The organism is Curtobacterium sp. 9128, from assembly GCF_900086645.1.
In the GTDB taxonomy this organism is placed as follows: Bacteria; Actinomycetota; Actinomycetes; order Actinomycetales; family Microbacteriaceae; genus Curtobacterium.
In genome coordinates this window covers 1,772,990-1,796,451 of record NZ_LT576451.1, presented here as the reverse complement: position 1 = coordinate 1,796,451, position 23,462 = coordinate 1,772,990, and the positions used below count along the sequence as shown (strand labels likewise).

Below are 23,462 nucleotides of genomic sequence, written 5' to 3'. Positions count from 1 at the left end.
GGAGCCACGCCCTAGCCGCCGAGCGCCTCGGTCAGCAGCGCTGCCATCGCGTCGAGCTGGATGTCGCCGGAGTCGACGACCTCTTCGTCGGAGCCGTCGAGCGCGCGCGCTGCCAGCCCCGCCTTGCTGTCGATGAGGTCAGCGATCTTGGTGTCGATGGTCTGCGCCGCGATGATGCGCCACGCGGTGACCGGTTCCTCTTGCCCGATGCGGTGCACGCGGTCGATCGCCTGGGTCTGTTCGGCAGAGGTCCACGAGAGCTCGGCGAGGACGACGTTCGACGCGACCTGCAGGTTGAGCCCCACGCCCGCCGCGGTGAGCGAGCAGACGATCACGGCGACGTCGGGGTCGTTCACGAACGAGTCGATCTCCGCCGTGCGCTGGGCCGGCGTCTGGTCGCCGCGGACGGTGGCGGTCCGCAGGCCCCGGCGTGCGAAGACCTCCTCGGCCTGGTCCATGACGTCGAGGTGCTTCGCGAAGAACACGACCTTGCCGACGTTCGACGCCAGCTGCGCCGCGTAGTCCGCCGCCAGCTGCGCCTTCGCGCGGCCGATCCGCCGGACCATCGAGAACACGTTCTCGCCGGTCGACGAGGCGTCCTGGTCCTCGAGCTCCCAGCGGGCGACCTGCCGCACGAGCTTGTGGTCGATGCCGACGACCGGGTCCTGACCGGTGCGGGCGTCGAGCGCCTGGTGGTACCGGCGGACGAGCTTCGCGGTGAGCTCGCGCTCGGCGTCGCGGATCGATCGACCCTCTTCGCCGTCGAGCTCGACCGGGATGTCCGCGATGCGCCGGGCGGGGATGTCCGCCGCCACGTCGACCTTGCGGCGTCGGACGATGCCCATGTCGATCACGGCGCGACGGGCCTCGCTGAAGAAGCCGGGGTCGGCCGGGGTGAGCCCGATCTCTTCGAGCTCGTTCATGAGCTTCGCGCGGGGCTTCTTGTCGTCGATCCAGCCGAGGTACTCCCAGATGGTGCGGAAGTCCTCGACGGAGTTGATGAGCGGCGTCCCCGTCAGGGCCATGAGCAGCGGCGACAAGGTCCTGGAGCGGATCTTCTCGGCGAGCTGCAGCACGAACTTCGACCGCTGCGAGTCCTTGTTCTTGATGAAGTGCGCCTCGTCGACGACCATGCCCTTGAACCCGAAGGCGCCGAGCCAGCCGACGTGCCGGTCGAGGATCTCGTAGTTCACGATGACGATGTCCGCGAACCCGTCGAGGTCGTCGCCGTCACCGTGGATCACCGTGGCGCGGCGGTTCGGCACCCAGCGTTCGGCTTCGCGGGCCCAGTTGGTCTTGACGACGTTCGGCACCACGACGAGGAGCGGGAACGCGTTCGCGGCCTCGGCTGCGAGGAGCGACTGCGCCGTCTTGCCGAGACCCGGCTCGTCGGCGAGCAGGAACGTGCGGTGCCCGTCGGCGGCTGCGGCGATGAGCTCGGCCTGGTGCTTCATGAGCGTGGTGCCCGACGCGGAGTGCTGCGTCGGCGGCTCTGGGAGCGGCATCGTCGCCGCTCCCCCGCCTGCGCCGTACTCGAACGACTTGAACAGCGGGCCGAACAGCTCCCAGTTCGCCAGACGACGCGGGTGCGCGACGGGCTGGTCCGCGAGGGCGAAGTCCGGCGGCAGGAACGGGTTCGCGAGCTGGCGCTGCACGACCGCCTGCGGGACGACGGCGCGTTCCTGCGCGACCGCGACCGGGGCGGGCTCCGCCGCGATGACGAGGTCCTCCGGCTGCATCTCGACGCCACCGGCGATCATCATGTCCCGCTTCACGGTGCGCGTCGCTTCCGACACCGATGCCTCTTCGGCGAGCAGCTGGATCACGCTGGTGTCCCGCGCTGCGGTCTTCGCGAGGATCTGCGCGACACCGTCGAGCCGCTTCATCTGCTCGGCGCGCTGCGCGTCGGTGAGGGTCGTGTCCGCCTTCACCCGGGCGCGTTCCTCGCGCATGAGCAGCGCGACCGCCTGGAACTTCGTGCGGTTCGACGTCTTCAACGGTCCGCGCTGCGCGGCCGCCTCGACCTCGCGCACGGCGCGGGCGAGCACCGGGATGACACCGTCGTTGTCGAGCGGCCGGGTCCGGCGCGACGCGGTCCGCGTCCCACCGGCTGCACGCCGCGTGCCTGATCGAGCCAAGGCTCCTCCTGTTCCACCCCGAGACCGGGGCGAGCCGCCCGTGCGGGCGGAAGTCTCCTCGGTGCGTCCGTCGCACCGATGCCGGCAACGGGCCACCGTGGCCCGCCGATCCCCGCGACGTGTGTGCGACCGTTCCCGTCGAGGACACCCGGGTGGGAGTCCTCGTCGATGGGACGGTCTGCGCGGAGATCCGGCGCCGTCGCACGCACGCGACGCTGCAGGACTGGGTCGTCCCAGGGCGGTCGCGGATCCGGTGCCCACGTCGGTCAAGTGACCGACTCGTCGTGTCCGGAATCGACCCGACGCGCGGGCACGCGGTGCGTGCGCGTTCAGTTTACTCCCGGACCACCGACGGAGGCGAGTCGGCGCACCCCGCGCGAGTCGTGCCTCCCGTCCGCCCCGCCCAGCCCACCGTGGGACGGAACGCGCGTCGGTGGCCGAATCGCGCGTCGGTGGCGGTTCTTTCCGGCTGCCGACGCGCGATTCGACCTCCTACTCCGGGCGCGATGGGTCGAAACGCGCGTCTCAGACGCGCGGTGCGGACCGCGGGCGGGCCGTGGGCTCGGCCGGGAGGACCGGGGCCGGTTCCGCGAGCGCGGCACGTGTCGCCGCCAGCAGCTGTTCCGCGGTGGCGATGCCGTTCGCGGAGCCCGTGGTCGCCTGCCCTCCGGCGTGTGCCAGCAGCTGGGCACCGATGGCCGGTCCCAGCCGCTCGGCCCCGGCGGGGTTGCGGGTTGCCCAGTCACGCGCGATCGCGTCGGCGAGCCGTTCAGCGGCGGCACCGCGGTCGGCGTCGCCGCGGGAGCGGTGCCAGAGCCCGGTGACGACGAGGTGCGCCACCACGGCGCCGATGTCGCGGACGGGGTAGCCCCATCCCGCCGTGTCGATGTCGAGCAGTCCGGAGATCCGCCACGGTTCGGCGTCGTCCACGAAGACCTGCTCGAGGTGCAGGTCGCCGTGCACGACCTGCTTGTCGGAGTTGTTCCACCCGATCGAACGGCGGCCGATCGCGTCGTAGAGCTCGTCGATCTGCAGCGCGTCCTGCGGCAGCGCCGAGACCAGGGTCCTCCGGTGCCAGTCCGCGTGGTCCATGGCGTCGGCGCGGGCCTGCTGGGTCATCGGCACCGTCGCGATGCGTCCGGTGAGCGCGGCGAGCGACGCGACGAAGCGCGGGTCGTCGGCGATGTCGAGGATCCTGCTGCCCGCCGGCACGCCGCGGATCCGCTCGAGCACGAGCAGACCGTCACCGCGACTCGAGAGGACGCGGGGCACCGGGAGCCCCGCCGCCACGAACTGCTCGTGGGTCTTCACGATCGGCGCGACGCGGTGCGGCCGGACGACCTTGAGGAAGAGCGTGCCCTCCGGCGCGTCGACCCGGACCACGGCGCGCTTGCCCGGACGGTAGGCCGCCACCGTCAGGGTCGGGTTGGTCACCGGCATCCCGAGCGTGGTCAGGAGCTCGGCGACGGCGTCGCGGTAGGTCACCTGCGGCAGGACGGGGAGACCGGGGTCGTTCGGGTACGCCCACACCGAGACCGGTTCACCCGTCGACGGATCCGTGACGAGCGCGCTGTTCTGGTCGTGCGTCCCACCGGTGTCCACGTACGTCAGGACGGTCCCGCGCTGGCCGTTCCGGTCGACCGTGTCGACCTCGTAGCCGTACAGGTACCCGTTCCCGGATGGCTCCACCGAGTGGGCGCGTGCGGCCACGACGGTGGTTCCGGAGCCGACGAATGCCTCCGGGATGACTCGCTCGTGATTGGGCCACACGACATCAGTCAACAGGGTCCACGCGGATTCGTCGCGTTCGTGCACGGCTCGGCGTCGTGCGCGTGGCTACCGTGGTCGTCGTGAACCCCGTCGCGCGCCTCCGCAGCTCGAGTCGCACGCCGTTCCTGCAGGTCGTCAAGACGGCGGTCGCGGTCGTCGCGGCGGTGTTGCTGTGCCAGGTCGTCATCAACGGCCCGTTCCCGACCTTCGCGGCGATCGCGGCGCTCCTCGTCGTGCAGCCGAGCATCAACCAGTCCTTCGTGAAGGGCCTCGAGCGGAGCGCCGGTGTCGTGCTCGGGGTGCTGCTCGCCACGGGGCTGCACTTCGCGCTCGGTGACTCCGTGTGGGTCGTGCTGCTCGTCATCGTGGTCGCGATCCTCATCGCGTGGGCCCTGCGGCTGACCCCGACCTCGGCCACGCAGGTCGCGATCAGCGGCATGCTCGTGCTCACCGCAGGGATCGTCACGCCGAACTACTCCGCCGACCGGATCCTCGAGACCGTGCTCGGCGCCGCCGTCGCGCTCGTCGTGAACGCCGTCATCGTGCCGCCGGTCCTGCTCGGCCCCGCACACCTGGCCGTCGCCCGGCTCGCCCGCGACACCGCGGTGGCGTTCGAGCGGGTGGCGATCGGACTCACCGAGGGCTGGGACCGCGACCGTTGGCACGACGCCCTCCTCCGTGCACGATCCCTGCGACAGCAGCACGCCAAGGCCGAGGCGGCCCTGACCTCCGCGCAGGAGTCCCTCACGATGAACCCCCGCGGTGGGCGGCACCGCACCATCCTCGAGCGCGACGTCGTCGTCACCGAGCACCTGCGTGTGCTCGTCACCCGCGTGACCGGGATGACCCGCGCGATCCAGGACAACACCGCGCCGGACCTCCGTGCCGACCCGATGGTCGGGCGGATCGCCACCGAGGTCGCCCGGATCGGTGCCGACGTCCGGGCGCTCGGCGCCCAGGTCGAGTCGGCCGTCGTGGCGTCGGCGACCTCGTCGTCGGTCTCCGCGTCCGCCGCGGACGGGTTCGACGACCCTGCGGAGCCCGCGCTGACGGCACCGCTCGAGGTCGTGCGGCCGAACTCCCGGCACTGGATCCTCATCGGGGCGTTGCTCGAGGACATCCGCCGCGTCCGCGAGGAGCTCCTCGGCGAGGACGACTGACCGGTCGGGGGGCGCGGGGGCGGCACGGGGGCGTTTCGGGGGTGGGCGTCTTCGCGCGTCGGAGGTCGTTTCGCGCGTAGGAGGTCGGAAATTCCGGCTTCCTACGCGCGATTCAGCTTCCTACGCGCGGAACGCCCCACCGTCAGCGAGCCGCGATCGCCGCCTCTGCCGCGGTGTGGACGATCTGTCCCCAGATCGTCCGCGTCGGGACCGAGGGATCGGACACCACCACCTCGGCGTCCGCGAACCGACGGATCTCGGCGAACACCGCCTCCTGACCGGCCTCGCGCGCCGCGCGACTGGCGACGTCGGGCACGGAGGCGCGCAGCTCGGCGACGATGCGCTCACGACGACCGTCGTCCATCTGCCCCAGCGCCCCGACCCCCTTCCACGCGGCATCGAGCTCGGTGCGCAGGCGGATGATGGCCGGGTGGTCCGGCTCGTCGTTCATGGCTCCCCCAGAGACAGGACGTTCTGTCGGGTACAGACGTCCGGTCGGGGAGCCTAGCAAGGACGCAAGCAGTCCTCACGTCCCTCGATCGTGGGCCACGCCCCGTGTTCACTGTGACGAGATTCAGTCGGGATGCACGTCGGTCCGCCCGTGAACGACGGTTCGATGCCACGATGGGTCCCAGGAGGTCCACTATGCGGTTGTTGGTGGTCGAGGACGACGACGAGATGCGCGCCCTCATGGAACGCGGTCTCGCTGCCGAGGGGTACCGCGTCACCGCGGTCGAGAACGGTGTCGAGGCGCTCATCGCGCTCGGTGAGCAGGCATTCGAGCTCGCGGTCGTCGACGTGATGATGCCAGGCATGTCCGGGTTCGAGCTCGCTCGACGGATCCGGGAACGCGAGGACCCCGTCCGCATCCTGCTCGTCACCGCCCGCGACGCCGTCGACGACCGGGTGTTCGGTCTCGACGCCGGTGCCGACGACTACCTCACGAAGCCGTTCGCCTTCGCCGAGCTCACCGCCCGACTGCGAGCACTCGGCCGGCGCGAGGCGGCCGGAGCACCGCGGACGATCGAGGTCGGCGACGTCTCGATCGATTCCGAGGCCCGACGCGTCTCCATCCAGGGCCAGCGCGTCGCCGTCAGCCCGACGGAGTTCGCGCTCCTGCGGCTGCTCGCCCGTTCCGTCGGCACCGTGGTCGACCGCCCCAAGATCCTCGAAGAGGTCTGGGACGGGTCGCAGCACGTCGACCCGAACGTCGTCGAGCAGTACATCTCGTACCTCAGGAAGAAGCTCACGTCGCATGAAGCGACGGTCGCGATCTCCACCGTGCGTGGCCGCGGCTACCGGCTCGACCTGCTCGGTTCCTGACGGGCAGGCCCGTCACGCCGATGCGCTTCGTCAGGCCGCTCCGGCTGCTCTCGCTCCGGTCGCGGATCACGATCGGCTCGACGGCGATCGCCGCGGTCGTCATCGTGCTGCTCGTCCTGGTCATGCGCTTCCAGGTCGTCAGCGTGGTCGCCTCCGCGACCAGGACGCTGCTCGACGCCGACGCCGATCCGTACGTGGCGACGCTCGAGGTCGACAGCAGCCCCGACCTGTCCCCACCGGGCAACCTCCAGCTGGTCGCCGTCGTCTCCCCCTCCGGTGACATCGTGCTCTCCACGATGCCGACCCGCGTCGAGCGGGCGCTCGGCAGCCTGACCGCGACGCGCGCCGGCACGACGGTCATCGACGTCGGTGGCTCCGAGTACCGCGCCGTCGTCGAGCACCCGGTGAACCAGGCCGGACGCTGGACCGTCGTCGCAGCGCGCAACTCGCAGGCCGAGTCGATCGTCGTCGACGACCTCACCACCACCCTTTCGATCACCGGCCTGGCGATCCTCGTCGCGTTCGGTGTCGCGTCGTGGGCGCTCGCCACGGCGGCTCTCCGCCCGGTGAACCGGATGCGCCGCGAGGCCGAGCGCCTCTCCGTCGCCCCCGAGCGCGCGGAGCTGCCGGTCGGCCCGGCGCAGGACGAACTGGCGTCGCTCGCGACGACCCTGAACGCGTTCCTCGCGCGGACCAGGCAGGCGACCGAGCGCGAGCGCCAGATGGTCTCCGACGCCAGCCACGAACTCCGGACACCCCTCGCGATCCTCACCACCCAGCTCGACCTCGCCTCGCTCGACGCCGACGACGCCCGGGCGCTCGCCGAGCACATCGAGCGGGCGAAGAACAACGTCGCACGACTGTCCCGCCTGGCGAACGACCTCTTGACGCTGTCGCGCATCGAGGAGTCCGAGCGTCGTTCCGAGGACGGGGACCGCCAGACGCTGACCGCGTGGTCGGACCTCGGCGACGAGGTGATGGCCGCCGTCGACCGTGTCCGACTGATCGCGGGCACGAAGGACATCACCGTCGACTTCGACCTCGAGGCCCCGGTCTCCGTCGGCGGCTCCGGCCCCGGTATCGGCGGCGGCACGGTGGAGCCCCGGTACCGGCTCGACACCGGCGCGATGGCGCAGCTCGTGACGAACATCGCCGGCAACGCGGTCGCGGCGCTGCCCCGCGGCGGCGGCATCCTGGTGACGTGGCGGAGCACGCCCGGCTTCGGCGAGCTCCAGGTCACCGACGACGGGCCAGGGGTCCCCGAGTCGTTCGTCGCCGTCGCCTTCGACCGCTTCACCCGGCCGGACGAGGCCAGGAAGTCCCGCCCGAACCCGGACCCGGCGACCGGCGGCATCCCGCTGCCCGGTGGCTCCGGTCTCGGGCTCGCGATCGTGCGCGCGATCGCGGAACAGGCGGGAGGCACGGCATCCCTCCGCAACGTCCGTTCCGGTGGTCTCGAGGTCACCATCCGCGTCCCCGAGGTGCGCTGACCAGTCGGGCGCGCCCGCGGCAGCGCCGCGCTCACTGGAAGTCCCGCGAGCGGGTGCGCACCGCGAGCGGCAGGTGCTCGATGCGGTCCGCGACCACGTTGACCACGCCGTCCTGGGACCGCTCGAGGATGCCCCGCACGATCACCGCCGGCGACTCACGGGCGACTCGTCGGTAGCGTCCCCACACCCCGACGCTGCAGATCACGTTCACCAGCCCGGTCTCGTCCTCGACGTTCATGAACGTGATGCCGGATGCGGTCGCCGGTCGCTGCCGGTGCGTGACGATCCCGCCCACCTCGATCCGCCGCCCGGTCTCCGCAGCGGCGAGGTCCCCGACGCTGAGCACCCGTTTCGCACGCAGCCGGTCGCGGACGTGCCGGACCGGGTGGTCGTCCGTCGTCATGCCCGTGGACCACATGTCCGCGATGAGGACGTCCCCGCTGGTCATCTGCCCGAACAGCGGCGGCTGCACGACGACCTGCGTGTCCGGCAGCTGGTCGGCACGCTCGGCAGCGGCCTGCGCCGCCGACCACATCCCACCCCGGCGGTCGACCCCGAACGGTGCGAACGCGTCGGCAGCGGCGAGTGCCTCGAGCTGCGCGGTGGTCAGCCCGACCCGGCGGGCGAGGTCGGACATGTCGGCGAACGGTCCGTGTGCATCGCGCTCGGCGACGATCCGCTCGGCGCTCTTCCGTCCGAGCGACGCGACCTCGGCGAGTCCGAGGCGCACGGCGAACGCACCGTCGCGGCGGTGTCTCGCCGTGTCGTCGGGAAGCGCCTTGTCGAACGGCAGCACGGGTGCCTGCTCCGGATCGAGGCACGCGTCGTCGGTCTCCGGCGCCGGCTCCCCCGTCGGCTCGAGCGTCGCGTCGACGCCCGAGCGCAGGATGTCCGGCCGGAGCACCGTCACCCCGTGCCGCCTGGCGTCCGCGACGAGGGTCTGCGGCGAGTAGAACCCCATCGGCTGCGCCCGGAGGAGTGCCGCCAGGAACGCCCCTGGGTAGTGCAGCCGCATCCACGCACTGGCGTAGACGATGAGCGCGAAGCTGATCGAGTGGCTCTCCGCGAACCCGAAGTTCGCGAACGCCTGGATCTTCGCGTAGATCGCATCGGCGTCGGCGCCGTGGATGCCGTTGTCGGCCATCCCTGCGTAGAGCTTGTCGCGGAGCCGGTCGATCTTCTCATGCCCGCGCTTGGACCCCATCGCCCGGCGCAGCAGGTCGGCGTCGTCTCCGGAGCAGTTGCCGACCGCGATCGCCATCTGCATGAGCTGCTCCTGGAACAGCGGTACGCCGAGGGTGCGTTCGAGCACGGGTTCGAGTGCCGGATGCAGATAGGTGATCGGTTCCTCACCGGTGCGCCGACGGATGTAGGGGTGCACCGCACCGCCCTGGATCGGCCCGGGGCGGACCAGCGCGACCTCGATCACGAGGTCGTAGAAGCGTCTCGGGAGCAGCCGGGGCAGCGTGCCCATCTGCGCACGTGACTCCACCTGGAACACCCCGATCGTGTCCGCGCGGCAGAGCTGGTCGTAGACGCCCTGCTCCTCCTTCGGGATGGAGTGCATCTCCCAGCGTTCCCCGCAGTGCTCGGCAGCCAGGTCGAACGAGTACTGCAGCGCCGCGAGCATGCCGAGCCCGAGCATGTCGAACTTCACGAGGCCCATGTACGCGCAGTCGTCCTTGTCCCACTGCAGGACCGTGCGGCCGTCCATCCTGGCGTGCTCGATCGGCACCACCTCACCAACGGGACGGTCGGTGAGCACCATCCCGCCCGAGTGGATGCCGAGGTGCCGCGGGAACCCCAGGACCTCGCTCGCCAGCCCGACGACCGCCGGGGGGATGTCGTGGTCCTCGCTCTCGGTGACCGAGCCCCACCGCTCGACCTGCTTCGACCAGGCGTCCTGCTGGCCGGGGCTGTGCCCGAGCGCCTTCGCCATGTCCCGCACGGCGCCCTTCGGCCGGTAGGTGATCACGTTCGCCACCTGTGCGGCGTTGTACCTGCCGTACTTCTCGTAGACGTACTGGATCACCTCTTCGCGGCGGTCCGAGTCGAAGTCGACGTCGATGTCGGGTTCCTCGTCGCGCATCGCCGACAGGAACCGCTCGAACGGCAGTCCGTACCGGATGGAGTCGACCGCGGTGATCTCGAGCAGGTAGCAGACCGCCGAGTTCGCCGCCGAGCCGCGTCCCTGGCAGAGGATCCCCCGCCCGCGGGCGTACTGCACCATGTCGCGGACGATGAGGAAGTACCCGGGGAAGTTCTTGTCCTCGATCACGGACAGCTCGCGTTCGATGCGCTGCCGCTTGTGCGGGTCGACCCCGTCCGCACTGCCCGGGTACAGCCGTCGTGCCCCGGCCCACGTGAGTTCCCGAAGCCACGACATCGCCGTGTGGCCGTCCGGCACGTCGAGGTCGGGCAGCCCCGGTTTGACGGTCTTCAGCCGGAACCCGAGCTCGTCGGCGAGCGTCACGCTGTACTCGACGGCGCCGGGGTAGCGGGCGAACCGCCTGGCCATCTCGGCGCCGGATCGCAGGTGTGCCGAGTCGGCTGCCGGCAGCCAGCCGTCGATCTCGTCGAGACTGCGCCGGGCCCGGACCGCGGCGAGGGCGGTGGCCACCGGGAAGCGGTCGGGGGTGGCGTAGTGCACGTTGCCGGTGGCCACGACCGGCAGCGCGTGCCGGGCGGCGAGGGCGGCGAGGACGTCGTTGCGGGCGCTGTCGAGCGGGTCGCCGTGGTCGAGCAGCTCCACCACGACGTTGCCGGTCCCGAAGCGGTCGAGGAGCACGCGGAGCGCCGTCTCCGCCGACGACTCCCCGCCCTGCTCGAGTGCCTGGCGCACGCTGCCCTTCCGGCAGCCGGTGAGCACCCGCCAGTGTCCGTCCGCGCGGGACGCGAGGTCGTCGAGGTCGTACCGCGGGCGCCCCTTCTCGGAGCCGGCCGCGAGGTGCGCGCTTGTCACGGCGCCGGCGAGCCGGTGGTAGCCGTCCTGGCCGTCGGCGAGCAGCAGCAGGTGGGAGCCCTCGGGGTCGGGGACGCCGTTCTGCGGTTCGGTGAGCCCGAGGGACAGCTCGGTGCCGTACACGGTGCCGACGGCCGGGTAGGCCTCTGCCACCTCTGCCATCCGGGCGGCGCCGTAGAAGCCGTCGTGGTCGGTGAGCGCGAGGGCGTGCAGGCGCAGCCGGGCGGCCTCTTCGAAGAGGTGCTCCGGCTGGCTCGCACCGTCGAGGAAGCTGAAGGTCGAGTGCGCGTGCAGTTCGGCGTAGGGCACGGCGGGCGGCCCGTCGGACTGCGTCGGCTCCGCGGGGACGTACGGCGCACGCTTCCTGGACCACGCCGGGCTGTCCCCGCCGTCGCCGGCGTTCGTGGAACCGGGGCTCCGCTTGTCGGACAGGGCGCGCTCGAACTCCGACCACGGGATCGGTGGGTTGCTGTAGCCCATCAGGATCCCTCGCTCACGTCGCCACCGCTTCCGCCCACCACCGGTGGTCCGCCAGCACGAGGTACCAGGCGCGCCCCTCGGCGTCGACGAGCTGCAGCCGGTGCAGGCGTCGTCCGCCGGCGTCCCACCAGCGCACGACGAGCGGCCACGGTCCCGCCCACGCCGTGACCGGGGCGAACCGGCCACCGCGGTCGGCCTCGGCGCGGAAGCGCTCCGGCGCTCCGGAGAGCACCCCGCGGTCGTCGACGTCGACGCTGCCGCCGTCCGACGCCACCACGTCCACCGGGCGCGGCCGTTCGAGCACCGTCGCCGGCGGTGGCCCCGGCAGCTTGCCCGGCCAGGGACGGTCGGCGACGGACGCGAGGTCGGCGGCGGGAGCATCGCCCCACGGCACGAGCACGACCCGCTCGGACAGGGTGCGACCACCACCGACCCGCGGCGTCACCACCCCGTCGTGACCGACCATGCCCTGCACGCGGGCGAGACCGTGGTGCACGCGTTCGTCCGGCCCGGACCCCCACAGCCCGCGCTCGTGGTTCGCCATGTCGTCGACCGCGACCGGCTCGAGCACGACCGAGGTCACGGGGGCTTCGAGCCCGGTCGGGTCGACGCCGCCGGCGAGCTGCCAGCGCACCCGGTCGACCACGTCGGCGGCGTCGAACCAGCGCGGGTGCGCCCACGTGCGTTCGAGCAGGATGTCCCGCTCGTCGACGATGCCGACGCGGATGGTCGTCGCGACGAGCCCGGCGGCACGGAGCCGGGCGGCGAAGTCGTCTGCCGTCCGCCGGAACGCGAACGCGATCTGGTCGGCACGGTCGAGCGGCGGCTCGAACGCTGCTTCCACCCGGAGTTCGGGCGGGACCGGCCGCGACGAGATCTCCCGCGGGTCGCGTCCGCCCGCGAGCCGGTGCAGGAACGCGCCGGCGACCCCGAACCGGTCGCGGACCTGCTCGTCGGTGAACGCGGCGAACTCCCCGAGGGTGGCGATGCCGAGCCGTCCGAGCACCATCGCGAGGTCGGCGTCGCCGAGGACACCGAGCGGCAGGTCGGCGAGGAACTCCGCCGAGCCGTCGACGGGTACGATCCGGACGCGCTCCCCCGGGCGGACCGGCCGGGCACGTGCCGCCTGGTCCGCCGCGAACGGCGTGTCCGCCACTCCGGCACGCACCGCGGGGGCACCGTGGTCCGCCGCGATGCCCGCGAGCGTCGCCGCCGCTGCCCGCTCGCCGCCGTAGTAGCGCGCCGGGCCACGGGAGCGCAGCGCGACGGTGCCCGGTCGCAGGACCTCGACCCCGGGGACCGCCGCTTCGACCGCGCGGATGACCGGTTCGAACGCGCGGTGGTCGAGGCCCTCGTCGTACGGCTGCACGACGAGCTCCGGGCAGCGCGCCTGAGCTTCGCGCACGCGGAGTCCGCGCACGACGCCTGATTGCCTGGCCGAGGCAGAACTCGCGAAGACCTGCCCCTTCGACACCACGGCGAAGGGCTGTTCCGGCGGCACCCCTGCTGCACGGGCCGCGGCGATGACCGGCCAGTCGGGGCACCAGAGCACGATCGTCCTGGTGGGTGGGGGCTCCGGCATCGCGGCGCCCCGGACGAGTGCGTCGGCACGGATCCGACCGCGCCCGATCACGACGCCACCGCCACGGGGCGGAAGCCACGCGTGTCGCCGGGGAGCGCCACCGGCGCCTGGACCGCTGCCCGCACGACGCCGTCCGCCGCCGGGAGCAGCAGCTCGGCGCTGACCGGACGCACCGCACCGGCACGACCGGTCGCGGTCACGGTCGCACGTCGCTCCGTCAGGTGCCCGTGTCCCTGCCCGATACCGCTCCACGACGACGACGTCACCCGGAGCGTGACGTCGGCGCCCGGCCAGGAACCGAGCGCGACCAGTGCCGCACCGCGCTGCCGCAGCCGCGCGGAGAGCCGCGCGACGTCACCTGGCACCACCCGCCCGAGCGGGCGGGTGAGCACGATCTGCGCGACGTCGGCCATCGCGGAGGTCACCGCGAGCCACTGGTCGCCGGGGTCCGGCACGAGCACGAGCCGTTCGAGGTCGATGCCGGCGGCAGCTGCTGCCTCGACGCCGAAGGACGGCACGCCCACGACGGCGCACCACGCCCCCGCCGCCGAAGCCGCCTGCAGCATGGTCATCGCGAGCAGGACGGACTCCGGCACGGCGTAGGTCCCGCCCACACGGATCGCCCCGCCGGGCAGCAGCGGCTCGAGCGCCGGGGCGGTGGGGAGCCCCGCGGTGTCGACACGCGTGGCTTCCATGTCGGCGACCCGCGACCGCAGGGACGTGATCCGGTCGAGCGCCGCCCGCGCATCAGCGATGTGGTCAGCCCCACGCGCAGCACCGTCTCGCACAGCACCGTCCCGCGCAGCACCGTCCCGCGCAGCACCGTCCCGCACAGCACCGTCCCGCACAGCACCGTCCCGCCCGGGGCGCGGTGCGCGAGCCCCGGGCGACCGGAGTGCCGCCGCCGTCTGCATCACATCATGTTCGAACACGTGTTCGATGATGTCAATCGGGACCGACATTCTGTGGACAACGATTCGAACACGTCTTCGAACACACTCGGGCGGCTACCAGTCGGCGACGACCCCCATGCTGCCGAGCACCGACCGGGTCTTCGTCAGGGCCTCGTCCGCCTCGTCACCGGCGACCGAGGACCACGTCACCGCTCCCCCGGCGCCGAGCGTCCGCGACCGGACCGCAGTCCGCGACCCGGCAGCACCACAGTCGTCGAGCACCGTCACCAGTGTGCGGATCACCACCGACAGATCCACCGCCCCGCTCGCCGAGAAGTACCCGATCGCCCCGGAGTACACCCCGCGTGGCCCGCCTTCGAGCCGCGATGCGATCGCCATCGCGCTGGTCTTCGGCGCACCGGTCATCGAACCCGGCGGGAAGGCCGCACGGACCACGTCCGCCCGCGACACGCCCTCCGGCAACACGGCACCGATCGTCGAGACCATCTGGTGGACGCTCGCGTACGTCTCGACCGCGCACAGCCGGTCGACGTGCACCGAACCGGGCACCGCCGTGCGGAGCAGGTCGTTCCGCAGCAGGTCGACGATCATCACGTTCTCCGCGCGGTCCTTGACGCTCGCCGCGAGCTCGTCCCGCACCGCGAGATCTGCCGCGGGGTCCGCATCGGGGTCCGTGAGCCGCCGCCTGGTCCCCTTGATCGGCTCGGCGAGCACCCTGCCGTCCGCGCCGATCCGCAGGAACCGCTCCGGCGACCTGCTGGCCACGCGCAGCGGGCCGAGCCGCAGGTAGGCGCCGAACGGGACGGGGTCCGCCGCGCGCATCCGCAGGTACTCGACCAGGTGCGGGTCCGTACCGGGACCAGCCAGGGCCTCCCGTCCGGTGCCCGGTACCGAGAAGGCGGTGGTGAGGCAGACCTGGAACGCGTTGCCGTCGCGGATCTCGGCGCGGCACGCGTCGACCGCGGTCTCGTAGACGGCGCGCGACACGCGGCCGCTCGCCGGACCGGACGGGAGGCTCGGGGGCACGTCCCCGACGTCGGCCGCCGGTCCGCCGTCCGCCACCGTCTCGAGCCATGCCCGGTTCGCCGCCGACGCGTCCGGTTCCGCGTCGTCGACGAGCGCGAGCGCCCATGCCGCACCGTCGTCGCGGACGACGACGGCGCGGTCGACGAACCGCAGGTCCGCGTCCGCGTGTCCGTCCGCGGTGCGGTCGGGACCGCCCGACTCACGACCGAGCTCGTAGCCGAGGAACCCGACCCACCCGAGCGCGAACCCCAGCCCCGGGATCGGCTCGGCGAGTCGGGGCGTCAGCGCGAGCAGGTCCGCGAGGACGTCGAAGGCCGGACGGTCCTCGGAGCGGGACACGCCGAACCATGCCAGGAGCGGCATGGACACGTCGAGGTGTGCACGCCGGTCCTGGTGCCGGAACCGGGCGGTGAACGCGCCGTCACACGGCGCGAGGACCGACCAGCGTGCCCGGTCCCGCGCGCTGTCCGGCGCACCGGCGGGCAGCGAGGAGTCCAGCCAGACGACGTCGCCCCCGAGCGTGCCGGCGAACGACACCGGGTCGACGCCGTCGAGCTGCCGGATCTCGATGCGCGGGGAACCGGCCCCCGAGGTCAGATCGCGGCGATCGTCCATGCGGCGGAGTGTGCGGCCCCTGGGTCGAGCACGACGAGCCCGCGCTCGGTGCCCGCGTTGAAGGCGTCGGGCGCACCGGTCATCGGCTCGACGGCGAGACCGGCACGGTGGTACTCGGGGACGACGTGGTCGGCGGTGTGCACCTGGACCCACGGGCACTCCGGCCCGAACGTCACCCGGACGCCGTGTCCGTCGCGGGCGGTCAGCGCGATCGTCGCGGTGCCGTCGGCGTCGCGGTCGAAGCCGGTGAAGGCGTGGTCGACGAACCGCGGGCCGATCGCGGTCGGGGTCCTGAGGTCGAACTCGTCGTGCACGGGGACGAGCGCCGTCGGGATCAGCCGGTCCGCGGTGACCTCGAGGACCTCGGTCGCCGGCAGCGTCAGCGTCCAGTCGTCCACGGTCCCCTCGCCCGCGCGGAGGTACGGGTGCGGCCCGGTCCCCCACGGTGCGCGATCGTCCCCGGTGTTCTTCCCCGTGATCGTCGTGCGGAGTCCCCCGGCGTCGAGCCGGTACTCGACGTGGACCACGACGCGGAACGGGTACCCGGCCTGCGGCGCGATCGTCGTCATCAGGACGACGCGGTCCGGTTCGTGGAGCGCGACGGCGAAGTCGGTCCACCCGACGAGGCCGTGCAGCGCGTGCCCGCGTGCGGGTTCGGACAGGGCCAGCTCGTGCTCTTGCCCGTCGAAGGTGTAGCGGCCGTCGACGACCCGGTTCGGCCACGGTGCGAGGACGGCGCCACGGAACACCGGGCGGACCTCGTCAGCGGCGAACGGCACGACCAGGTCGCGGCCGCGGTGCTGGAGCGAGCGGAGGGTCGCCCCCACCGTCGCGATCTCGGCGGTGTAACCGGCGGCCGAGATGGTCAGCTGCGAACCGGACAGCGGGGCGTCGTTGCTCATGCGATCAGCGTAGTGGGAGCGCAGAACACAACGAAGAAGCCCCGCTCTCCTGTGGAGAACGGGGCTTCGATGGTGGATCTGAGGGGACTCGAACCCCTGACCCCCTGCATGCCATGCAGGTGCGCTACCAGCTGCGCCACAGACCCATTTCGTTTCTCCGACTTCCCGGAGGCACCAGTGAAGCGTACACCATGCGCGCCCCGGGGAACGAAATCGAGGCGGGACCCCGGGCGCGTCGGCAGGACTACGCGGTGTGCTCGGCCGGGATCTCGAGCGGGATGGTCGGGCAGTCCGACCAGAGGCGCTCGAGCGAGTAGTACTGGCGGTCTTCTTCGTGGAAGACGTGCACGACGACGTCGCCGAAGTCGATGAGGACCCAGCGGCCCTCGCTCCGGCCTTCCCGACGCAGGGTCTTCGCGCCGGCCTGGAGCATCCGGTCCTCGACCTCGTCCGCGATGGCCATCACGTTGCGCTCGTTGCGCCCGGTGGCCAGGAGGAACACGTCGGTGAGCTGCAGGGGCCCGGTCACGTCGAGCGCGACGAGGTCGTCTGCCTGCTTGGCGTCAGCGGCGCCGGCGGCGATCTGTACGAGTTCCAGTGCGCGAGGAGAGGCGGTCACGGAGTCCTTCCGGTTGTCATCCGACACTTCCGCCGGATGGGACACGATCATAGGTCACACCACCGACGGCGGCGAGGGGTGGGTACCCGACGGTGGACGTCAGGACCCGAAGAAGTTCGTCGTCACGAGGGCCACGATGATCACGGCTGCCGCAGCGACGCCGACAGCACTCACGGTGATGCCGAGGATGAGCGGCGTGCGCGACTCCTTCGGCTTCGCGGCGGCGAGCACCACCTGGCGGGTCGAGGTGTGGCTCGACACCGCACGGCTCGCCCGGACGGGGCTGGCGTCGGTCTCGGGCTGCTCGTCGTGCTGGTCGAGCAGGCGGTCGACCTCGGCGCCGTCGATCGGCCGGTGCGACCCGGTCGAGGACAGGGACGCCGGCAGGTCGATCGAGCCGGTGAGGATGACCTCGCCGGTGGCGTTCAGCGCTCCGGTCGGGTCCGCGAGGGCGGAGTTCGGCAGGATCAGCGCGTTGGTGCGCGTCTCGGCGACACGGCGGGTGCCGGTCTCCTCGTCGTGCACCTCGGCGTCGTGCGAGTCGTGTGCCTGGGTGGACCAGTGCCCCGTCGGCGCCTCGAACGCGGTGGTGACGGGCTTCGGTTCGACCGGGCGACGGAAGGCGGAGCCGGCGGGCGCCGGCGTGGGCTCGTCCTGCGAGGTCGATCCGTCCTGCGCCTCGGGCGACTGGATCGGGACCTCGTTCGTGTCGTCGTCGTCGGCGTCGAGCGAGAGCGGGAAGACGCCGGGGGCCGAGGCAGCCGGCTGCTCGTCCGCCGGAGCGACGATGTCGTCGACCAGCTGCGCCTCTGGGACGTCGTCGGCGTCCGCCTGCGGTGCCCACGTCGAGCGGTGGCGGCGCGGCTCCTCGGCGTGCGCCGCGGCTTCGTCCAGGGGTTCGAGGTCGTCGGGCGAGCCGTCGGCGGAGGTGGCCTGCTCGACGGCGGCCGGGTCGAGCTGGGTCGGACCGGACGACTCCGGGACGACCTCGGGCTCGATGTCCGGGACGGGTGCGACCGGCGCGCTCGACCCGGCGAACCCGGACGGAGCGGTCGGCGCTGCCGCACGCTCGTCGGGCGACAGGGAACCGACGGTCCCGATGACGTCCTGCACGGTGCGGTCGGAGGACTGTGGCGTGGGGTTCTGCAGCGGGACGGGACGGACGCCCTGCCCTTCGGCCGCACGCATCTGGCGGATCTGCCGACGGGTCAGTCCGCCGGTACCCGGCACGATCTCGGTCGCGGACGCCGGTGGCGGCGACGGGACCCCGGCCGACGCCTGCGGCGGGACCGCGGAAGAGGAGGGCGCCTGCACGGGTGCGGCGGCCGCGGGTGCGACGTGCGACCCCGGGCGACGACGCCCGGCGTCGGCCGACGTCGGCGTGTCCGAGGAGACGGTCCCCGAGGAGGCGGTCTCCGAGGAGACGGGCTCCGAAGCCACGGTCGGCGGCGGGGTCACGGGCTGCGCGCCGGCGTTCGCCGCGCGCTCACGCTCGCGCGCCTGGCGCCGCGACAGTGGCGGCTGCGCGTCGGACGGACTCATGCAACGCTCCGATACAGGTGGTGCTTGGTGATGTACTGGACGACACCGTCGGGGACCAAGTACCACACGGGGTTTCCGCGTCTCACCCGGTCGCGGCAGTCGGTCGACGATATGGCCAGCGCGGGGACTTCGAGCAAGCTTACGTCGCGTTCGGGCAGACCGGTGATGCTCAGGTTGTGCCCTGGGCGGGTCACGGCGACGAAGTGCGCGAGGTCCCAGAGGCCATCATGGTCTTTCCAGTCGACAATCTGCTGGACGGCGTCTGCGCCGGAGATGAAGACGAGCTGCGCATCGGGCCGCTGGTCGTGCAGGTCGCGGAGCGTGTCGACCGTGTAGGTCGGGCCCGGCCGGTCGATGTCCACGCGGCTCACCGTGAACATCGGGTTGGATGCGGTCGCGATGACCGTCATCAGGTACCGGTGTTCGGCGTCGGTGACGCCCGACTTCATGTAGGGCTGTCCGGTGGGGACGAAGACGACCTCGTCGAGGTCGAACGACTTGGCGACCTCCGACGCGGCCACGAGGTGGCCGTGGTGGATGGGGTCGAACGTGCCACCCATCACGCCGATGCGGGGCCGCCCCGAGCTCTCGAGCATCGAGCAGCGCGTCAGATCTTCGTGTGGCCGAACTCGTCCACACCGGTCTCGTGCGTGCGGGTGGCCTCGAACTTGTTCGAGTGACGGTACGCGACGTCACGGAAGGACCACGTGACGAACCCGAGGAGCGTGAAGAACGCTGCGGCCACGACCGGGAAGATGAACGCGGGGACCCCCGAGGCGTGCTCGGCGGCTTCTGCGAGGAGGGTCATGCTGCGGTGCTCCGATCGGTCGAGGAAGACTGCGGACCAGTCTAGCCGCGGATCTGACCCTGTCCGCGCACGACCCACTTCGTGCTGGTCAGTTCCGGCAGCCCCATCGGCCCGCGTGCGTGCAGCTTCTGGGTCGAGATGCCCACCTCGGCGCCGAAGCCGAACTCCCCGCCGTCGGTGAACCGCGTCGACGCGTTCACCATCACCACGGCGGAGTCGACGGCCGCGATGAACCGCTCGGCGGTGTCGACGTCGTTCGTCACGATCGACTCGGTGTGGTGCGTCGACCACTTCGCGATGTGCGCCATCGCGCCGTCGACGTCGGGCACGACCCGGATCGAGAGGTCGAGGTCCATCGACTCGGTCGCCCAGTCGACATCCGTCGCACGGAGCACACCCGGCACGATCGCACGGGTCTCCTCGTCGCCGCGCAGGGTGACCCCCGCCGCGCGCAGCCGGCTCGCGAGGGTCGGCAGGAGTCGTTCCGCCGCACCGCGGTGGACGAGCAGGGTCTCGAGCGCGTTGCACACGCTCGGACGCTGCACCTTGCTGTTGAGGACGATGTCCACCGACCGTTCGAGCGGCGCTGACTCGTCCAGGTACACGTGCACGACGCCGGCACCGGTCTCGATCACCGGTACCTGCGACTCGGTCACGACCGTCTGGATGAGCGAGGCGCTCCCCCGCGGGATGAGGACGTCGACGAGGCCACGGGCGCGCATCAGCTCCGTGGCGCCCTGCCGTCCGAACTCGTCGATGGTCTGCACGAGGTCGCGTGGCAGTCCGACCGACTCCACGGCGTCCTGGATGCGCGCGACGAGCACGGCGTTGGTGCGCTGCGCCGCTGATCCACCCCGCAGGACGACGGCGTTGCCGCTCTTCAGCGCCAGGCTCGCGATGTCCACGGTGACGTTGGGACGTGCTTCGTAGATCGCGCCGACGACGCCGAACGGCACGCGGACCTGTGACAGCTGCAGTCCGTTCGGCAGGACCGAGCCGCGGACCGACTGCCCGACCGGGTCGGTGAGTCCGACGACGTGTTCGACCGCCGCCGCGAGGGCCTCGATGCGGGCCGGGTCGAGTCGCAGCCGGTCGAGCAGCCCGCCGGTCAGGCCGGATTCCTCACCGGCGACCAGGTCGCCGTGGTTCGCCGCGACGATCTCGTCGGTCGCGGCACGGACCGCCACGGCGATCGCGCGGAGCGCCGCGTCCTTCGCCGCAGTGGTGGCGGTCGCCAGCGACGCCGCCGCCGCGCGGGACGCGACGAGCTTGTCCGAGAGGGTCGGTGCGGGAGCGGTCAGCGACATGGCTCGATTGTAGGTCTGCCCGGGTCCGGATGACGGCGGACGCGAGCCGACGGGGCCGGTCGACCAGGGCCTCCAGTCCGGGCGTCCGGACCGGCTCAGGAACGCGGCGCCGCGTGGAACCAGGTGCCCACGTGCTCGCCGGCCAGCGCCTGCGCGACCAGCGCCGTGTCGGTGACCAGGACGGACGTCCCGGCCTCCGCAGCGAGCCGGGCGGCAGCGACCTTCGTCCCCGCTCCCCCGGTGCCGACGCCCGCTGCGCCGACGGACCCGAACGTGACCCCGGCGAGCTCGTCGCCGAACGGTACCTCGTCGATCCGCTCGGCACCGGGCTGCTCAGGGGGCCGCGTGTACAGCGCCTCGATGTCGGAGAGCAGCACGAGGGCGTCTGCGCCGAGCAGTCGTGCGACGAGGGCCGCGAGCCGGTCGTTGTCGCCGAAGCGGATCTCGTGGGTGGCCACGGTGTCGTTCTCGTTGACGATGGGCAGCACCCGGAGCGCCAGCAACCGGTCGATGGCGCGCTGCGCGTTCACACGGTGGGTCGGGTTCTGCAGGTCACCGGCGGTGAGGAGGATCTGCGCCGCGACGACACCGTGCCGGTCGAGCTGCTGCTGGTACCGGAACATGAGCACGTTCTGCCCGGTCGCCGCCGCCGCCTGCTGGGTGGCGAGGTCGTCGGGACGCCCCTCGAGCCCGAGGAACGGGAACCCCGTCGCGATCGCACCCGACGACACCAGGACGACTTCGGTGCCCCGTCCGTACGCCGCGGCGAGGGCGTCGACGAGCGCACCGATCTGCCCGGTGTTCGGACCGCTGACCGACGACGACCCGACCTTGACCACGATCCGTCGAGCGCGCGGGATGTCCTCGCGCGTCGTGACGGGGCCGAGTGCGGTCTGGTCGGTCGTGTCGGTCATGTGCTGGTCAGTCCTCTTCCGCGGGGTCCTCGTCCGCCCACAGCCCGGACTTGCGCTCCGACTCGAGTTCGGCGCGCGCGGCGGCCTTGGCGTCCATGCGCTCGAAGTACTCCTCGCGCCGCTGGTTGCGGGTCGGACGCATGTTCATGTCGACGCGGGCGTCCGTCCCGCGGGCGCTCGTGATGAGTTCGGCGGTCGACGTGAGCGTCGGCTCCCAGTCGAAGACCATGCCGCCCTCGCCGCCGATGACGACGGTCGACCCGGCGACGGCCCCGGCCTTGAAGAGCCCGTCCTCGACACCGAGCTTCGCGAGCCGGTCGGCCAGGTAGCCGATCGCCTCCTCGTTGGTGAAGTCGGTCTGCTGGATCCAGCGCTCCGGCTTCGTGCCGCGCACGCGGTAGAAGCGGTGCTCCTCGCCGCCCTCGGCACGGACGGTGAAGCCACCCTTGGCGTCGACGGCCTTCGGGCGGATGACGATGCGCTCCTGGACCGGCTCGGCCGAAGCGGTGGCCCTGGCCTGCTCGACGATGTCGGCGAGGGCGAACGTCAGCTCGCGGAGGCCCTGGTGCGACGCGGTCGAGATCGAGAAGACCCGGTAGCCGCGCGCTTCGAGTTCGGGCGTGACGAAGGCCGCGAGTTCCGCGGCGTCGGGCACGTCGACCTTGTTGAGCGCGATGAGCTGGGGGCGCTCGGCGAGCGGGACCTGTCCCTCGGGAACCGGGTAGCGCTCGAGCTCGCCGAGGAGCACGTCGAGGTCGCTGATCGGGTCGCGACCGGGGTCGAGCGTGGCGCAGTCGATGACGTGCAGGAGCACCTCGCAGCGCTCCACGTGGCGGAGGAACTCCAGGCCGAGGCCCTTGCCCTCCGATGCGCCCTCGATCAGGCCGGGGACGTCGGCGACGGTGAAGCGGACCTCACCGGACTCGACGACGCCGAGGTTCGGGGTGAGGGTCGTGAACGGGTAGTCCGCGATCTTCGGCTTCGCGGCGGACACCGCGGCGATGAGCGAGGACTTTCCGGCGCTCGGGTACCCGACGAGTGCGACGTCGGCGATGGTCTTCAGCTCGAGCCGGACGTCGCCGGACTCCCCCTCGGTCCCGAGGAGTGCGAACCCCGGCGCCTTGCGCTTCGTTGTCGCGAGTGCGGCGTTGCCGAGGCCGCCCTGACCGCCCTGGGCCACGACGACGCGCATCCCGGGCTCGGTCATGTCGGCGAGCAGATCGCCGTTCTCCTCGAAGACCACGGTGCCGACGGGCACGGGCAGCTCGAGGACCTCCCCGGAGATGCCGCTGCGCATGTCGCCCATGCCCGGCTGGCCGTTGCGGCTGGAGCGGTGCGGTGAGCGGTGGTACCCGAGCAGCGTCGTCACCTGCGGGTCGGCCACGAGGACGATGTCGCCACCGTCGCCACCGTTCCCGCCGTCCGGGCCGGCCAGTGGCTTGAACTTCTCGCGACGAACGGACACGCAGCCGTTGCCGCCGTTCCCCGCGCTGAGGTGCAGGATCACGTCGTCGACGAACGTCGCCATCGGTTGTTCACACTTTCGTAGAAATGGGAAGGAGGGGCAGGCACTCGGCCTGCCCCTCCTCCTGAGACTTGCGTCGCCGTCCGCTCACGCGGCGGCGATGTCGTCAGCGGTGCTTGTAGTGGGTACTACGCGTTGACGATGTTGATGACCTTGCGGCCACCCTTGGTGCCGAACTCGACCGAGCCGGCGGCCAGGGCGAACAGCGTGTCGTCGCCACCGCGGCCGACGTTGGCGCCCGGGTGGAAGTGCGTGCCACGCTGGCGGACGATGATCTCACCGGCGTTGACGACCTCGCCACCGAAGCGCTTCACGCCGAGGCGCTGTGCGTTCGAGTCGCGACCGTTGCGAGTGGAACTCGCACCCTTCTTGTGTGCCATGAGGA

The 23,462-nt window shown here is 72.0% G+C and carries 19 protein-coding genes and 1 tRNA gene; 3 read left to right on the top strand and 17 right to left on the bottom strand.

Features of this window, described 5'->3' with window-relative positions; translation table 11 throughout:
- Nucleotides 1-11: 11 nt before the first annotated feature.
- Both QK288_RS08680 and QK288_RS08675 read right to left on the bottom strand, forming a co-directional pair.
- Complete coding sequence (locus QK288_RS08680; RefSeq protein ID WP_281267401.1) at nt 12-2,138, bottom strand: SNF2-related protein; 2,127 nt, start codon at nt 2,136-2,138, stop codon at nt 12-14.
- Between the two features lie 525 nt (nt 2,139-2,663).
- The gene (locus QK288_RS08675) at nt 2,664-3,908 is read right to left on the bottom strand and encodes an aminoglycoside phosphotransferase family protein (RefSeq protein WP_281267400.1); all 1,245 of its coding nucleotides are present in this window, start codon (nt 3,906-3,908) and stop codon (nt 2,664-2,666) included.
- 80 nt (nt 3,909-3,988) lie between these two features.
- On the opposite strand from QK288_RS08675, the gene QK288_RS08670 reads away from it, so the two are divergent.
- Entirely contained in the window at nt 3,989-5,068 is a 1,080-nt protein-coding gene (locus tag QK288_RS08670) for an FUSC family protein (RefSeq protein ID WP_281267399.1), read from the top strand.
- Between the two features lie 142 nt (nt 5,069-5,210).
- Here the strand turns inward: QK288_RS08670 and QK288_RS08665 are convergent, their stop codons facing one another.
- Nucleotides 5,211-5,519, bottom strand: a complete 309-nt coding sequence (locus QK288_RS08665) for a hypothetical protein (protein WP_281267398.1) — start codon at nt 5,517-5,519, stop codon at nt 5,211-5,213.
- 194 nt (nt 5,520-5,713) lie between these two features.
- On the opposite strand from QK288_RS08665, the gene QK288_RS08660 reads away from it, so the two are divergent.
- Both QK288_RS08660 and QK288_RS08655 read left to right on the top strand, forming a co-directional pair.
- Nucleotides 5,714-6,391 (top strand): response regulator transcription factor, encoded by a 678-nt coding sequence (locus QK288_RS08660; RefSeq protein ID WP_281267397.1) that lies wholly within the window; start codon nt 5,714-5,716, stop codon nt 6,389-6,391.
- Nucleotides 6,392-6,411: 20 nt separating this feature from the next.
- On the top strand, nt 6,412-7,881 hold the full coding sequence (locus tag QK288_RS08655) for a HAMP domain-containing sensor histidine kinase (RefSeq protein ID WP_281267396.1): 1,470 nt from the start codon (nt 6,412-6,414) through the stop codon (nt 7,879-7,881).
- Between the two features lie 31 nt (nt 7,882-7,912).
- On the opposite strand, the gene QK288_RS08650 is transcribed toward QK288_RS08655, so the two are convergent.
- The 14 genes from QK288_RS08650 to rpmA all read right to left on the bottom strand — a co-directional run bounded on the left by QK288_RS08650 (nt 7,913) and on the right by rpmA (nt 23,457).
- Entirely contained in the window at nt 7,913-11,323 is a 3,411-nt protein-coding gene (locus QK288_RS08650; protein WP_281267395.1) for an error-prone DNA polymerase, read from the bottom strand.
- 13 nt (nt 11,324-11,336) lie between these two features.
- Nucleotides 11,337-12,956, bottom strand: coding sequence for a DNA polymerase Y family protein (locus tag QK288_RS08645; RefSeq protein WP_281267394.1), 1,620 nt, complete (start codon nt 12,954-12,956; stop codon nt 11,337-11,339).
- Nucleotides 12,953-13,600: a hypothetical protein gene (locus QK288_RS08640; RefSeq protein WP_281267393.1), complete on the bottom strand. Its 648-nt coding sequence runs from the start codon at nt 13,598-13,600 to the stop codon at nt 12,953-12,955. Before QK288_RS08640 ends, QK288_RS08645 begins: the two co-directional genes overlap by 4 nt.
- 312 nt (nt 13,601-13,912) lie before the next feature.
- A complete protein-coding gene (locus QK288_RS08635) occupies nt 13,913-15,460 on the bottom strand; it encodes a chorismate-binding protein (RefSeq protein WP_281267392.1) in 1,548 nt (515 codons plus the stop codon).
- Complete coding sequence (locus QK288_RS08630; RefSeq protein WP_281267391.1) at nt 15,439-16,362, bottom strand: aldose 1-epimerase family protein; 924 nt, start codon at nt 16,360-16,362, stop codon at nt 15,439-15,441. The genes QK288_RS08635 and QK288_RS08630 overlap by 22 nt, the downstream gene beginning before the upstream one ends.
- 70 nt (nt 16,363-16,432) lie before the next feature.
- Nucleotides 16,433-16,508: transfer RNA gene (locus QK288_RS08625), tRNA-Ala, on the bottom strand.
- A gap of 98 nt (nt 16,509-16,606) precedes the next feature.
- Nucleotides 16,607-16,981: a ribosome silencing factor gene (gene rsfS, locus QK288_RS08620; RefSeq protein WP_281267390.1), complete on the bottom strand. Its 375-nt coding sequence runs from the start codon at nt 16,979-16,981 to the stop codon at nt 16,607-16,609.
- Between the two features lie 99 nt (nt 16,982-17,080).
- Entirely contained in the window at nt 17,081-18,523 is a 1,443-nt protein-coding gene (locus tag QK288_RS08615; RefSeq protein ID WP_281267389.1) for a hypothetical protein, read from the bottom strand.
- Nucleotides 18,520-19,119, bottom strand: a complete 600-nt coding sequence (gene nadD, locus QK288_RS08610) for a nicotinate-nucleotide adenylyltransferase (protein WP_281267388.1) — start codon at nt 19,117-19,119, stop codon at nt 18,520-18,522. The genes QK288_RS08615 and nadD overlap by 4 nt, the downstream gene beginning before the upstream one ends.
- Before the next feature lie 11 nt (nt 19,120-19,130).
- Nucleotides 19,131-19,331: a hypothetical protein gene (locus tag QK288_RS08605; RefSeq protein ID WP_281267387.1), complete on the bottom strand. Its 201-nt coding sequence runs from the start codon at nt 19,329-19,331 to the stop codon at nt 19,131-19,133.
- Nucleotides 19,332-19,372: 41 nt separating this feature from the next.
- Entirely contained in the window at nt 19,373-20,638 is a 1,266-nt protein-coding gene (locus QK288_RS08600) for a glutamate-5-semialdehyde dehydrogenase (protein ID WP_281267386.1), read from the bottom strand.
- Between the two features lie 95 nt (nt 20,639-20,733).
- Nucleotides 20,734-21,552 (bottom strand): glutamate 5-kinase, encoded by an 819-nt coding sequence (gene proB, locus QK288_RS08595; protein ID WP_281267385.1) that lies wholly within the window; start codon nt 21,550-21,552, stop codon nt 20,734-20,736.
- A 7-nt stretch (nt 21,553-21,559) separates the two neighbouring features.
- Nucleotides 21,560-23,080: a GTPase ObgE gene (obgE, locus tag QK288_RS08590; protein ID WP_281267384.1), complete on the bottom strand. Its 1,521-nt coding sequence runs from the start codon at nt 23,078-23,080 to the stop codon at nt 21,560-21,562.
- Between the two features lie 125 nt (nt 23,081-23,205).
- Nucleotides 23,206-23,457 (bottom strand): 50S ribosomal protein L27, encoded by a 252-nt coding sequence (gene rpmA / locus QK288_RS08585; RefSeq protein WP_071298800.1) that lies wholly within the window; start codon nt 23,455-23,457, stop codon nt 23,206-23,208.
- Between the last annotated feature and the right edge of the window lie 5 nt (nt 23,458-23,462).

What these genes read in the sequence shown, in the direction of transcription:
- QK288_RS08665 (WP_281267398.1), bottom strand. Translation starts at nt 5,519, where the DNA reads ATGAACGACGAGCCGGACCACCCGGCCATCATCCGCCTGCGCACCGAG.
- QK288_RS08660 (WP_281267397.1), top strand. Translation starts at nt 5,714, where the DNA reads ATGCGGTTGTTGGTGGTCGAGGACGACGACGAGATGCGCGCCCTCATG.
- QK288_RS08655 (WP_281267396.1), top strand. Translation starts at nt 6,412, where the DNA reads ATGCGCTTCGTCAGGCCGCTCCGGCTGCTCTCGCTCCGGTCGCGGATC.
- QK288_RS08650 (WP_281267395.1), bottom strand. Translation starts at nt 11,323, where the DNA reads ATGGGCTACAGCAACCCACCGATCCCGTGGTCGGAGTTCGAGCGCGCC.
- QK288_RS08640 (WP_281267393.1), bottom strand. Translation starts at nt 13,600, where the DNA reads ATGGAAGCCACGCGTGTCGACACCGCGGGGCTCCCCACCGCCCCGGCG.
- QK288_RS08635 (WP_281267392.1), bottom strand. Translation starts at nt 15,460, where the DNA reads ATGGACGATCGCCGCGATCTGACCTCGGGGGCCGGTTCCCCGCGCATC.
- QK288_RS08630 (WP_281267391.1), bottom strand. Translation starts at nt 16,362, where the DNA reads ATGAGCAACGACGCCCCGCTGTCCGGTTCGCAGCTGACCATCTCGGCC.
- QK288_RS08615 (WP_281267389.1), bottom strand. Translation starts at nt 18,523, where the DNA reads ATGAGTCCGTCCGACGCGCAGCCGCCACTGTCGCGGCGCCAGGCGCGC.
- nadD (WP_281267388.1), bottom strand. Translation starts at nt 19,119, where the DNA reads ATGCTCGAGAGCTCGGGGCGGCCCCGCATCGGCGTGATGGGTGGCACG.
- QK288_RS08605 (WP_281267387.1), bottom strand. Translation starts at nt 19,331, where the DNA reads ATGACCCTCCTCGCAGAAGCCGCCGAGCACGCCTCGGGGGTCCCCGCG.
- QK288_RS08600 (WP_281267386.1), bottom strand. Translation starts at nt 20,638, where the DNA reads ATGTCGCTGACCGCTCCCGCACCGACCCTCTCGGACAAGCTCGTCGCG.
- proB (WP_281267385.1), bottom strand. Translation starts at nt 21,552, where the DNA reads ATGACCGACACGACCGACCAGACCGCACTCGGCCCCGTCACGACGCGC.
- obgE (WP_281267384.1), bottom strand. Translation starts at nt 23,080, where the DNA reads ATGGCGACGTTCGTCGACGACGTGATCCTGCACCTCAGCGCGGGGAAC.
- rpmA (WP_071298800.1), bottom strand. Translation starts at nt 23,457, where the DNA reads ATGGCACACAAGAAGGGTGCGAGTTCCACTCGCAACGGTCGCGACTCG.